This is a genomic window from Paenibacillus sp. JJ-100 (assembly GCF_948329825.1).
Taxonomy (GTDB): domain Bacteria; phylum Bacillota; class Bacilli; order Paenibacillales; family Paenibacillaceae; genus Paenibacillus.
This window is the reverse complement of the sequence record NZ_CAOJCM010000004.1, coordinates 447,325-460,563: the sequence shown is the minus strand read 5'-3', so window position 1 is coordinate 460,563 and position 13,239 is coordinate 447,325. Positions and strand designations below refer to the sequence as shown.

Here is a 13,239-nt window from a genome sequence, read left to right as displayed (position 1 = left end):
TTAAGGGAGCGAACGCGACCGGGTCAGAATAACTTGACTTCTCTGCCTGATATCTGAACTACGTCCATGATAACCCAAGTGCTGGCATTTGCGAAGAATAAATTGGTTAAAAAGTTATACTTTTGTAAAAATGCAATCTCCCAGTTCCAAACGATCTAGCGGGCTCTGACGCTCATTATCCAAATCGCTGCATTGAAAAAAACAAAAGGAAGGCCTTCTTCCTCACATAAGGAATCAGACGACCTTCCGATGCTTTCGGATCATATATATTGTTGTAAAAAGTAGAACGGGGCGCGGCTTATGCAACTGCAAGCCGCGTAAGGATGAGTTGCTGCTCCAAGCGTGTGCAGCAACTCATGAGGAAGCACCGCAGAACATGTTTGCGGTGCTCACTTCTCTAGCCCCACGACAGCAAAGCCGTGGTGGCAACCTCACTGCATGCCGCCATCGGCCATGCAGTTCCCCTAATGCCGCTGCACCTATATGGCAGCGGCTTCTTCCCCCAGCGGCAGCATGTAATACTGCGCCTGCTGGTTTTCATGCTGCTGGTATACCACGACCAGCAGCGTCTGGCCTTTCGCGGCAAGCGGGCTGGCGCCAGCTAGCACACGCTCAAGCCGGAACGGAAGCACGTCCAGTACGGCGTGCTTCTGCAGTTCCTTTTCGCCGAGTCTCAGATCGGCGAAAGCACGGGCACCCATGACCGTCTGTGCGGTCATGGCCGAGGTCATCGGCAACGCACGCGAAGCGTTGCCGTCCCCCATGTCCGCCGCTCCATCCGCGGCGGACAGAACTGCGTCGCCCACAGGTTGCGACGCAGCATCCCCGCCATGGCTGCCGATCACACCCGCCGCATCTGCGGCAGTGTCCTCTCCGGCAGCCGGCGAAGTTCCCGCAGCGGACGTTACACTTGCGCCGCTGCTTTCCAGCCATGCCGAGCCTGCAGCACCGGCAATACGTGGCAGACGAACGTCTTCTGGACGTTCGGCCAGCGTTTTCATATACAACGCCCACTGATCCTTCTCCAGCGCATCCTCCCACCAGATTTTACGCGGCTTGTACTTGTGACCAAGGAAATAATCCAGCTTCATCAGACCAAGTACAACATCCATATGTGGTGTGTTGCGGGACTCCAGGAAGCTATGCAGACGAGTGAACAAGTCTTCCAACTGGTGACCGATTTTTTGCCAGCCCTGCTCCTCCCAGTAATCGCCAAACGCCTGGAAGAAATCAAACGGCGAATCAAACTCCTGCTCCATCAAATACTTCAGCGTATGATCCATCCGGTGTGCGTTCCAGTATTTTTCCAGTACATCCTCTAGTCGCTTCAAGCGCACAATGTCGCTGAACGGAAGCACATCACTGCCCAAAATCTCATATGGCGCGTGATCCATGTACGTATAATTGTACTTTTCTGCATCCAGACGCAGACCCGTACCACGAAGCATTTTGAGGAACCCAAGCTGTAACTCTTCCGGCCCCAGAGCAAATACATCGTTAAACGTCTTGCGGAACGTATTGTAGTCTTCCTCTGGCAATCCTGCGATCAAATCCAAATGCTGATCGATCTTGCCGCTGGCTTTGACCTTGTTCACCGTGCGACTCAGCTTAGCAAAGTTCTGACGGCGTTTCACCAGTTCATTCGTTGGATCATTCGTGGACTGAACCCCGATTTCAAAACGGAAAATGCCTGGCGGCGCATTCTCTGCCAGATAGTCTAGTACCTCAGGACGCATAATATCAGCGGTAATCTCAAACTGAAACACCGTCCCCTGATGATTCTCGATCAGAAACTTAAACATCTCCATCGCATAATCCCGTTTAATGTTAAACGTCCGATCCACAAACTTGATCAGCTTCGCACCCTTCTCAATCAGGTACAGAATGTCTGACTTCGTTCGCTCGATATCGTAATACCGGACACCAACTTCAATACTGGATAAACAGAACTGACAACTAAACGGACAGCCCCGGCTGGTCTCAAAATATACAACCCGCTTCCCGAGATCCGGAATATCCTCTTCGAATCGATGTGGTGACGGTAGATCGTTCAGATCTGCCTTTGGCCGCGCAGGCATGATAATGACCTCTTCTCCTTTGCGATACGCCAGTCCGTAGACAAAATGGAACTTCTTACTGCCTTCCAGCTCCATCAAGAGCTGATGCATCGTTTCCTCACCTTCACCCATGACGATAAAATCGACATTAGGGATACGGTTCATCCAATATTCAGTGTCGTAGGACACCTCCGGCCCGCCCAGCAAAATTTTCACGTCAGGCATAACCTTTTTCAAATTATCAATGACCTTAATCGTCTCTTCAATGTTCCAGATATAACACGAAAACCCGATCACATCCGCCCCGCGCTGGTACAGATCTGACACAATATTCATCACCGGGTCTTTAATCGTATACTCCGCGAGCTCAATATCAAAATCCTTCTCACTGTACGCCTTCAAACATCGCAGCGCTAGCGAGGTATGGATGTACTTTGCATTCAAAGTCGATAAAATTACCTTCATGGTTCACAACCTTTGCCTGGACACCAGACCATATTTTTTTGGGGAAAAGTAAATCTCCACAGCCATCCTCCCTCCGGATGCTGTTCAGACAAATCTCTAACACAATCTCCGCGCCCTGCTCATGGCCGCCCTTGTACAAACTCTTATTGATATCTGCGTCAACACACGCAGATATATCCTTCTAACCCTTGTGGATCTAAGAGTTTGTTATTACATCCTGACTTACAACTTCATCTTCGTTAAATTGTGTAATTTGTATAATGCGTTTCGTGCATCTAAATGTATCAAGATATCCAGCCGCACGACTTGGACTACAAACTACGTACATAATGGTCAAAAAATCACGTGCATATCGGTCAAAAAGTCCACCGGATACAAACAAATTCAAAATTTGTCTTTCAAAGAGTGGACACCGTTGTTCATTACATCAACCCTCTTGACCCGCCTCAAACTACTACATGCAGTACAATTCAATGATATAAAACTACATATTGATCAAGTTTGCTCAGAGCAGGTATATAACCCTTGTCCACCTTCCGAAAAGACAAACCTTCTGTTTTTGTCCACTCTACAAAGACAAGTAGAAAGTTGACCTATTTTACTAAGACTATTCCAACATGATTTTTTTTACTATGACTGTTTTGTTATAGCTGAGACAAGTCGTATTCTGCAATCCCACAGTGTATCCTAATTGGACAAACTATGTCGATCGATTTCCTGTAACCCAATTCAGGCAGATGAGTCACACTGCTAAAACGCACTTGCATGGAATGTTCAATAAACACTACCCAATCCTATATTACAGGATTACTTCTACTGCACTTTGTCCGTAGTTGCCATGATAATACCGAACATATTGCATATCGTATAGTATTGTATCTTAATACTTGTTTTATAGGTGTCCTGTACTATCTACATTGAAAATATCGGAAACTAACTAATAGTGAAGACTAACTAATTCTAGCGAACGGTGAAAGGTCACAACCGTCCGTCATACGCAAACATATCTTCATTTTGTCTTTCAAAGAGTGGACACCCCTTTCAAAAACATACCCGCTCTCCGTCCGCCAAAATACACAACATATAGATCTTAACACAAAACAGGCACTATATCCTGTACTGACATTCTTTCACAACATGTTCGACGAATGTCCACCCTTTGAAAAACATTTTCACTCATTCCGTCCACTGTACAGAGACAACCCCTAAGACACGCTGATCCTGCTAACGCTTCTGCTTAAGCTTTTACTCCTGATTGGCTTTTGCTGTTGATTTGCTTCTATTGCGTTCGTGCTCCTAATCGTGTTTCTGCTGCTGTCCGTCTCTGGTGCTTGTGTCGCGTTTTGGCTTTTGTTTGCCTTTATGCCCCTGTTCGAGTTAAGGCTCTTGTTTGCCTTATGCCCTATTCGTCTTTATACTCATATCCGTAGTGCTGTCCCTGTCTCTATATTGGTCTACGTTTGGTCTTTTATCTTTTGCCTGTTGTCTTTTGTCTTTATTTCATCGTTACTTCATCTTTTACTTTCATCTCTTATCCTCTTAATACCATCTCACATCACTCATATTCATAAAAAGCATCATCGTCCGTATCCACTTCTTCGCCCGATTGTTTCTGGAAGAATTCCAGGAATGGCAGCCCATACTTTCGGTATTTGACCTCACCGACTCCTTTAATACTCAGCATGTCACGTTCGGTCTGTGGACATACCACACTCATCTCACGAAGAGTCGCATCATTGAAGATGATATAGGATGGAACGTGTTCTTTTGCCGCCAGATCACGACGGATGAGGCGTAGCTGCTCAAACACGGTTTCATTCACAGCAGAAGGCATCGCATCACGTCCACGGCGTCCACCGTAGTTCGTACCGGAAGCCGTTGCTGCGGTTTTACGCACGACACGCTGCATAACTTCCCGTTGCCCCTTCAGCACGTCCACCGCCAGCGGCTGTAAACGCACCACCGGGTACTGTCCCTCGGACAACGTCAGATAACCCTCGGATACCATAACGTTGATGATCTCGGCAATTTCTCGCTCTGTGCGATTGCCCATAACACCATAGGTCGGCAAGGAATCGAAGCCGTAATCCAGCACTTTTTTGGCGCGAGATCCTTTAAGCACTGAAGCAACCAGTGATACACCATAGCGTTCACGCATACGGTGAATGCAACTGAATATTTTCTGCGCATCGATCGTCATATCCACCAATTCCCGATCGTCTGTACAGGAACTGCAAATGCCGCATGGCTTGTCCTCATGAACCTCACCGAAGTAGTCTAGCTGCGCACTACGCAAGCAACGAGTGGTATAACAGTAATCCACCATCTGTTGTAACTTGCGATAATCGTTCGCCTTGCGGTCACTCTCCATCGGATTCTGTTCAATCAGAAATTTCTGCGTGATAATGTCCTGTGCTCCGAAAAGCAAGATGCACTGACTCGGTTCACCGTCCCGTCCTGCACGTCCAGCTTCCTGTACATAAGCCTCCATATTCTTCGGCATGCTGTAATGCAGCACATAACGCACGTTAGACTTATCGATCCCCATTCCAAACGCATTCGTCGCAACCATCACGCGGATATCGTCATACAAAAACTGCTCCTGACTCTGCGCCCGTTCATCGTCTGTCATCCCTGCATGATAGCGCCCTGCAGCCAGACCTGCCTGCAGCAGACGCTGATGCAGATCATCGACGTCCTTCCGGGTCGCGGCGTAGACAATACCTGGCTCGCTCGCATGCTCACGTGCGTAGTTCAAAACAAAATCTTTTTTGCTCTCGCCACGCAGCACGCTAAACGCGAGATTATCCCGCCCAAGTCCGGTCACATACGTCTGCGGGTCCTGCAAACGCAGCAACCGCAAAATATCGCCCATGACCTCGGGCGTCGCCGTCGCCGTGAAGGCCGCAACCACCGGCCGCTCCGGCAAACTATCCACGAACGGCGCTACCGCCAGGTAGCTTGTCCGAAAATCATGTCCCCACTGTGACACACAGTGAGCCTCATCCACTGCAACGCAAGAGATCGGCAGTTGCCCCATCTCATCGCGGAACCAATCCAGCTCCAGTCGCTCCGGCGCGACATAGAGCAACTTCAGCTCACCGCGCTGCGCTGCGCGGATACGCTCATTCACTTCTCTGCCGCTTAACGTACTATTAATATAAGCGGCGGCAATGCCCGCGGTCGTCAGCGCATCGACCTGGTCTTTCATCAACGAAATTAACGGGGAGACAACCAGTGTCAGCCCCGGATATAACAGAGCGGGAATCTGGTAACAGATCGACTTCCCGCCTCCAGTTGGCATAATACCCAGCGTATCCTCATATTCGAGCAGGCTGGAGACAATCTTTTTTTGACCCTCACGAAAATCGGGATAACCATAATATTTTTGCAGGAGACCCTGCGCTTCTTCTAAAGTGGGTGTTTGCACATTCATGTAAAGACTCCTTACTTGTCACTGGTGTTCCTTCACCAGCTTGGTTCTATCCGATCTGACATTCAGACGCGACATCATTGCCGCATCCCTGACAACAAAATGGCGTTCCCATGACTTGTTCGTCAAGCAAAACGCCGCTCTCTTTAGTTTAACGGGCTAGCCCCGAATGAGCAACCGCGTATTCCTGTAAAACGCTTGAACCTTCTCTAAGCAAAGCAATACAACTGTTCATCCGCAGACAGACACAGAGTTCTGTTTTTCATAGACGCCGCCGATCAGCAATCCATGCGATGATTATAGTCTCTATTCACAGTTAAGGCCCTTGCAATACAAATCAGAGCAGCTTGTGAGGCTTGGACCGTGTAGATTTCAGTAATATGGCTGACCACCCTTGTCATGAAAGCAGGACACCGCACGCCGGGAGCTGCACCCGGTGCAAAATTCTAGTTCTAGAGTATTTAGAGGGGATAGTCGGTTTTGGTATAGTTGGTATATAATAAAATGCCCCTGTTGACCGCTTCACGGTTAACGGGGGCGTTCTCTATTAGTTCTCATATTCAAACCGGATCTACTCGCTACATTCGGTAACTCTTCTATCTCTAATGACCCAAATATACTACAAGCTTATTGAACGTATCAGGCTCTAATTTCGGCGTATCTCCCGTATTGTTTTTTGAATTGTATCCTTTATTGCATCCTTCATTCCATCTTTTATTACATCTTTATTACATTCATCAAAAGTTCTACCTTTCATAACTCCCACCATTCGATTCACGAGACACATGAACATCCAAACCTCACTTCGTGTAAATCTGCACACTTTGACCGCTAGTAGTTCCACCGTTATTTCGTCAAAGGCTAGCCTTCTCTCTCTTTCTTCTGCTTGCGAATGACCGCTTCGAGCTTATCCCGATTGCCGATCAGACCGGGATCATTCGGTAGATATGCCCGAGCTTTAGAATTATGCAATAAAGCCTGTTCCCAGTTCCCCAGATGGGCATAACAGAGCGAGAGCCTGGCATGCGGCAACCACGTTCGGCATGCCGCCGGTACGGGTCGCAGACCGGGATCACGGCTGCTCACATCCACTGCCTGCATATACCAGTAGATGGCCGTAATGACTTCCTGCCGTTCATGGAAGCAGGAGGCAATGGCGCAGCAAAAGTCCGCATGCGGCAGGTCGAACTGGAACGACTGCAGCAATGCGCCCAGCTTGCGGCTCGGCTCGCCAAGCCGCTCATAACATTCCGCCAGCCTTGCGCAGGCAATGAGCCAATCTTCGCGGTAACCACTCGGCTGCTCCAGCAGCTTCGCATAACCGCGTGCCGCCGCCGCATAGCGCTGGCGGTCATAACATTCGCCTGCATAGTAGAACAGCAGGCGTCCTTGGGCTACGCCCTCTTCGGCGATCCATTTGCGCAGAATGCGCACGTTCCGCGCCGAATGATTGCCCGCCTCGCGGCGATGAGTGACGGCAATATCTGCCGTAATGACCTCGCCTTGCGGGAAGCGCAACTGCTCGTGCAGCCGGCCATGCCAGCGGCACCCGGCATCTCGCCTGACCAGGCGAAGTCGGCGGTCCGCCACCAGCGGACTTTCCTCCGGCCCCTCGGCCAGCGTATAGTTCAAGATCACACCCGCTGCTCCTCCAGATGGCAGCTGCTCCTTCAATACCGCAAGCTTTGCCCGATCTCCAGGCAAGAGCACATCATCCGCATCGAGCCATAGGATATACTCCTGTGTGGCTCGGGCGAAGGACTCATTCCGTGCTGCGGCAAAATCATCGTTCCACGCATACGTATAGACTTGGTCGGTATACTGCGCAGCGATGTCCATCGTCCGATCTGACGAACCCGTATCGAGGATGATGATTTCATCTGCGATACCCGCCACTGAGTCAAGACAACGTGCCAGTGTGCGTTCTTCGTTTTTCACAATCATACATAAACTGATGGTGACCACGGTTCAAGCCCCTTCCTGACGTACACGTACGGATTTCCTCTTTTTCATCACTTCACCAAGTCCATCTCATCGTACTCATCTCGGACTAATGAAGAGATTACAGGTTACTCGCGTGACCGTTTCAATTGTTCAACGGCACTGTCCAATGCTTTCTTGCGTTGTTTCATGGACCGTAGATGCTGCTGCTCTACCTTAGCGAAATGCTCATGATCCAGTTCCATCCACGATAACACCTGATGTAGAGAAGGCGTCGTATGCAGTGGAGCATTCCGCCGCTTGCGTGCCACACAACATAAATATTTATGATGAACTTCCAGTTTCAAGACTTCAAAATATGGAGTAATGCTCATCCCTAGGTTACCTGCATAGAATGTCTGCTTGTGATCGTAGAATGGATGATACCCGTAGGGAACGGTCACAATTAACGTACCTTCCTCCCCCAGCAACCGGTGAAGGTGCGTAAGCAGAGTTTCGGGATGAGCAAAATGCTCCAGTACCTCCCCCAGCAGGATGGTGTCAAAGGTCGTTCTAATCTTCCATTTGGTAATGTCCAGCATGCGAAAATCTACATTGTTGCGTACAGGCTTTGATTCTTTGGCCAGCTCCTCCTGCGCGTAGCGGATACTGTCCTCCTCCAGATCCACGCCTGTCACACGAAATCCTTCCCGTCCAAGCAAAATAGACGTGATCCCCTGACTACATCCCACATCCAGAATGCGCTTGCCCGTTGTCTCACGGCACATCCAGTGTACACGAGCTCTGGTTGCTTCATGTGAATCCTCTGAATTGATCTGTCCATAATAACGTTCGTTCACTCGGTCATGATTCGCCATAGCCATCTCCCATTTTCCCATGCAGATTTTCGTGAGGTTGTGACTTCGTGTCTTGCGCAGACTGCATCTCATGTTGCACCGGCTGACCAAGCACAACGATATTCCCCCCATGGCATCCGGCAGTTGCGTTGCGTGTATCAAAAATTAGGTGTGCATGATCTGCCATCTCCTGATAGTTGAACCCCGTATGGTCGGTCGTGATGATGACCAGATCAGCCCACGTCCACAATTCGGGCGAAGCAGGCTTAGAAGAGACCATTGAACCATCATCTTGACGGAACACCGGCACCATCGGATCGGTGAAAACAACTTCGGCTCCCACTGCGCTCAGCAGCCGGAATACGTCAAGCGCGGGGGATTCGCGCAAGTCGTCAATGTCTTTTTTGTACGCCATTCCCGCCAGTACGACGCGGGCTCCGCGAATAGAAATGCCCCGTTGCTCCAGCAGTGCTGCTGCCCGATGAACGACATGCTCCGGCATTCGTCTATTGGTGGCATCTGCGAGCTCAATGAACCGCAGCTCTGATCCTTGACGGCTGGCCGCCCAAGACAGATAGATCGGATCAATTGGAATGCAGTGCCCCCCAATCCCGGGGCCAGGATAGAACGGCATATAACCGAATGGCTTCGTTGCCGCCGCCTGAAGCACTTCCCAGATATTCACACCCATCTGCTCACAGGCGGGTGTCAATTCATTGACCAGTGCAATGTTAACACTGCGAAACGTATTTTCGAACAGTTTGGCTGTCTCCGCAACCGTCGTGGAACTGACGGGCACGACTTCATTTAGAAACGAGCCGTAGAATTGAGTCCCATAGCTTAGACAAGCAGGAGTAGAGCCGCCGATGATCTTCGGCGTATTTTTCACGCTATAATGCTGACTGCCCGGATCAACTCGCTCAGGCGAATAACAGACATAAAACTGCTCACCCGCTGTCCAGCTGCGCGCTGCCTCCACGGGCTGTTTCACATGTTCTTCGGTTGTACCCGGATACGTGGTGCTCTCCAAAATGATCAAGCTGCCTTCCTGAAGATAGGGGGTCATCCCCCCAACTGCGGAGGAGATATAAGAGATGTCCGGTTGATGTGCATCCGTCAGCGGCGTCGGTACACAGATGACAATCACTTCCGCATCAGCAACTGCGGTATAATCTGTACCTGCGGTGAACAATCCAACCTGCAGAAGCGATTGAAGCATGTTATCTTCGATGCCAATAATATAGGAATGGCCTGCGTGGAGCTTTGCCACTTTACCTGCATCTATATCAATGCCGTGTACACGGTAACCGGACTGCGCCATCTCAACAGCCATCGGTAGACCGACGTAACCCAGACCGATGACTACAGCTTTCAGGGAGCGGTCATGAATGCGTTGAAGTGTGGACTTCCGTTGCTGGGAGTAAACCTGATTAGGTAACGAACGGTGAACCTGATGATCTTGATGATCTTGATGATCCTGATGAGCTTGAGGTGATGAATGAATTTGGGATGATGGACGAGGTTGAGGGGTGGGAGCTTCATGTTCTCGTTGAGACTCATCGTCTGCTTGATTGTCATGGTATTCCTGATCTGCGCGTTCCTGATTCGTTAGCTGCTGTTGTTCGTTCCTTTGTACTGATGTCGCCTGTTTCTTTCCTTTCCTTACTTTCTCTTGTTCTTTCTGCTCAGGGTACGGACTATTCTCACTCATATCTTCCACCTCCAAACGTTCCGCCTCCCTTCCGTTAGTTGATATACCCTCCAGCCCGCAAAAACGCTGCGATGGCCGGTTTGTTCATCATTTCACTATCTGAGCGATACTGTTCAAATTTCACATGTGGCAAATGATCATAACGATTCGTCAACTCTGGATCAGGGCGCTCTGGCAAAATGACATAATACTGCGCATCGTACTGGCGTGTACGTGGTGCTTCAAATGGCGAGATCAGCACTTCGTGCAGCTTCTCCCCGGGGCGAATGCCTGTCACTTTATAGTCGCCTGACGGGCGACCTGCCTGTTCCAGCATGACGGAAGCCAGATCGGTCATGTTGCAAGCTTTCATTTTCATCACAAATGTCTCTCCACCCACTGCCGCTTCCGCTGCCTTGAGCAATAAATGGATAGCTTCCGTACGTGTCAGGAAAAACCGTGTCATACCTTCGTCTGTAATGGTCAGGCTTTTGCCTTCGTCGATCTGCCGCCGGAACAAAGGTACTACACTTCCGCTAGTCCCCAATACGTTGCCACCACGAATGCACACAAAACGCGTTTTCTCGCTCAGCCAATTGGCACGAATCATCATTTTCTCACCCAGCGCTTTGGTCATGCCGTAGACGTTAATAGGATCAACCGCTTTGTCGGTGGATACATCGATCACTTTGGGAATCTCCATGCGAATTGCCGCGCGAATAATATGTTGTGTTCCGATCACATTCGTTTTGAATGCTTCATCCGGCTGATCTTCACAGACTGGAACATGCTTCAGCGCTGCCAGATGGAAGAGCACATCCACACCTTTACATGCATCCTCGACTGCTTGATAATCCCGAATATCGCCAATAATAAAACGCAGACGTGGATCATGATTGAACTCCCGCTGCATCGCAATCTGAGCATATTCGTTCCGGGAAAGGAGCCGAATCTCTGCCGGGTTTTGTGCAAGCAGCACCTCGGTCAGTTTCTGGCCCCAGGAGCCTGTTCCTCCGGTAACCAGAATCGTTTGTCCTTCAATCATGGATGAATCCCTCCAGTTCAGATCATGAATTCACGTAAAACCTGTGCCATCTCTTCGTGGCTTAAACGGTCTTTGGGCGGTACCTTTTTGACTGACGTATTGCTGGAATGCACGATGTTGACGTAGTTTCGCGGCGCTAGCAGCTCATGCGGCAAGTCGATGACATTACCATGCGTACCTCGGCCCGGAAGTTTGATCCGATATCCTGCGGCATATTCCGCTGTCTTGTAGAGATACACGTAGAACTGTGGTGAACGATGAAACGCCGGAGCCATCTCGTTGTTCACACTGTCCCACAGATAGCCATTCTGGTTGATCAGAGCCATCGTGCCTGGCTGAGGCTGTACATCATAGAGCTGCTGCACAAATGTTTTATGATACAGGTCATCCGAATCCAGACGGGCAATGTAAATGTCCTCCACATCTTTTGCAAACTCCAAAATGGCCCGCACACTTTCAATATGGGTTCCAAACCGAATATTCGAAGGCAGCGGCTCCTGGCTCGCCAGAATCTCCTGCATCAGCTCCCCAGATTCCTTCGACAGCTTCACCACCGTCAAGAAATCTTGATTGGTCTGGGCCTTAAGACAATGCAGTGTGAATGTGCGAAAAATCGTCATACGACGCTCCAGCCACTCACGTGTCAGACGCTGCGGGTCCAACCCGTAGTTATTGAAATTAATCTCAATGACAACTTTTCTGGACATGTCCTTCCTCCTCATGAATGCTGTATACCCGTTTGTCCGAGCACAGTCATTTTCATAGTTTTGGTGAAAGCTCTCATCTACGAATCTCGTTTCTCGCGCTGATCGTTGTATACGTCAACTTCTTGAATGCCAGCTCTGTATAACGTATGAACTTCATAGCATTCCGGCACCGACAGATGTACTGATTAACTTAATAAATAGATTGATATACACCCTGATATGTCTCTTGGAGGTCGAACACATAGATCACGAATTCTCTCGCAACATAGAATAGAGAAGGCTTAATTTTCAAAGGAGGCAGCATTCGAATGAATTCCATTTATCTTGAAATGCAGGATGTGCTGGATCAGCTCGACACAGCGCTACGAGAGAAGCGCGCACTCTCACTGGTGCGTGTGGGGGATGGCGAAAATATCGTCATGTCGCAGGAAACGGTGTGGCCTATAGAGCAGGTATTACAAGAACGCTGGGCAATCAAAGCTAATCTTGGACAAAAGGGGCTACGCCTTCCCAATCTGAAGATGCGTGATGAAGTTGCTGCATCTTTACAACGTGCTACCATTGTGGGCGTACTGCCACGAGGGGACAGTACCATCAAAGCCCCGGATCATCTTAAACGACCGCTGACTGACATGATTTTTGCTCATTATGGCATTACGCCTGCGTTGACCTGTCATGCCTGTGTGAATCGTGAACTTGTGCAGGTGCCGCGGTTCTGGCAGATCCTCGCAGGCAAACGTGTGTTGCTTGTTACGCGTGAGCTGGAGCAGCTACAAGCCGCACTCATGAAAGATCCCTATCATCTCGACATTGTTAATGCACGTTCTTTTGACAACTATGATCAGATGGATGAAACTTTGGAATGGATTCAAAGTCAGCGGAACAAATTTGATATCGCGCTCTTCTCCTGTGGCGTCAATGCAGTCATTCTTGCGGAACGCACTGCGGCGCTTACAGGCACAGTTGCTATTGACTTCGGCAAAGCGAATAATATGATATTGAAAGGGAAAGCCAACTAGTCTTCGTCCACTTACTTCACCCTCTCACTTCATCATGCTCTCACTT

The 13,239-nt window shown here is 49.4% G+C and carries 8 protein-coding genes; 1 reads left to right on the top strand and 7 read right to left on the bottom strand.

Annotated elements, in window-relative coordinates:
- Window positions 1-479: 479 nt before the first annotated feature.
- From PQG66_RS18010 to PQG66_RS17980, 7 genes are all read right to left on the bottom strand, one after another.
- Complete coding sequence (locus PQG66_RS18010) at window positions 480-2,522, bottom strand: B12-binding domain-containing radical SAM protein (RefSeq protein WP_272039116.1); 2,043 nt, start codon at window positions 2,520-2,522, stop codon at window positions 480-482.
- A 1,555-nt stretch (window positions 2,523-4,077) separates the two neighbouring features.
- Window positions 4,078-5,958: a DNA helicase RecQ gene (gene recQ, locus PQG66_RS18005; protein WP_272039115.1), complete on the bottom strand. Its 1,881-nt coding sequence runs from the start codon at window positions 5,956-5,958 to the stop codon at window positions 4,078-4,080.
- 858 nt (window positions 5,959-6,816) lie between these two features.
- Window positions 6,817-7,899 (bottom strand): glycosyltransferase family 2 protein, encoded by a 1,083-nt coding sequence (locus PQG66_RS18000; RefSeq protein ID WP_272039114.1) that lies wholly within the window; start codon window positions 7,897-7,899, stop codon window positions 6,817-6,819.
- 125 nt (window positions 7,900-8,024) lie between these two features.
- Window positions 8,025-8,774: a class I SAM-dependent methyltransferase gene (locus PQG66_RS17995; protein WP_272039113.1), complete on the bottom strand. Its 750-nt coding sequence runs from the start codon at window positions 8,772-8,774 to the stop codon at window positions 8,025-8,027.
- The gene (locus tag PQG66_RS17990; protein ID WP_272039112.1) at window positions 8,740-10,443 is read right to left on the bottom strand and encodes a nucleotide sugar dehydrogenase; all 1,704 of its coding nucleotides are present in this window, start codon (window positions 10,441-10,443) and stop codon (window positions 8,740-8,742) included. The genes PQG66_RS17995 and PQG66_RS17990 overlap by 35 nt, the downstream gene beginning before the upstream one ends.
- 34 nt (window positions 10,444-10,477) lie before the next feature.
- Window positions 10,478-11,467 carry an SDR family NAD(P)-dependent oxidoreductase gene (locus PQG66_RS17985; protein ID WP_272039111.1) on the bottom strand — a complete coding sequence of 330 codons (990 nt, stop codon included), beginning with the start codon at window positions 11,465-11,467 and terminating at the stop codon, window positions 10,478-10,480.
- A 17-nt stretch (window positions 11,468-11,484) separates the two neighbouring features.
- The gene (locus PQG66_RS17980; protein WP_272039110.1) at window positions 11,485-12,174 is read right to left on the bottom strand and encodes a glycosyltransferase; all 690 of its coding nucleotides are present in this window, start codon (window positions 12,172-12,174) and stop codon (window positions 11,485-11,487) included.
- Between the two features lie 308 nt (window positions 12,175-12,482).
- Here PQG66_RS17980 and PQG66_RS17975 point away from each other — a divergent pair, with 308 nt between their 5' ends.
- Window positions 12,483-13,193 (top strand): GT-D fold domain-containing glycosyltransferase, encoded by a 711-nt coding sequence (locus PQG66_RS17975; protein WP_272039109.1) that lies wholly within the window; start codon window positions 12,483-12,485, stop codon window positions 13,191-13,193.
- The last annotated feature ends 46 nt before the right edge of the window (window positions 13,194-13,239 follow it).

Coding starts and splice junctions, on each gene's coding strand:
- PQG66_RS18010 (WP_272039116.1), bottom strand. CDS start 2,522: ATGAAGGTAATTTTATCGACTTTGAATGCAAAGTACATCCATACCTCG.
- recQ (WP_272039115.1), bottom strand. CDS start 5,958: ATGAATGTGCAAACACCCACTTTAGAAGAAGCGCAGGGTCTCCTGCAA.
- PQG66_RS18000 (WP_272039114.1), bottom strand. CDS start 7,899: ATGATTGTGAAAAACGAAGAACGCACACTGGCACGTTGTCTTGACTCA.
- PQG66_RS17995 (WP_272039113.1), bottom strand. CDS start 8,774: ATGGGAAAATGGGAGATGGCTATGGCGAATCATGACCGAGTGAACGAA.
- PQG66_RS17990 (WP_272039112.1), bottom strand. CDS start 10,443: ATGAGTGAGAATAGTCCGTACCCTGAGCAGAAAGAACAAGAGAAAGTA.
- PQG66_RS17985 (WP_272039111.1), bottom strand. CDS start 11,467: ATGATTGAAGGACAAACGATTCTGGTTACCGGAGGAACAGGCTCCTGG.
- PQG66_RS17980 (WP_272039110.1), bottom strand. CDS start 12,174: ATGTCCAGAAAAGTTGTCATTGAGATTAATTTCAATAACTACGGGTTG.
- PQG66_RS17975 (WP_272039109.1), top strand. CDS start 12,483: ATGAATTCCATTTATCTTGAAATGCAGGATGTGCTGGATCAGCTCGAC.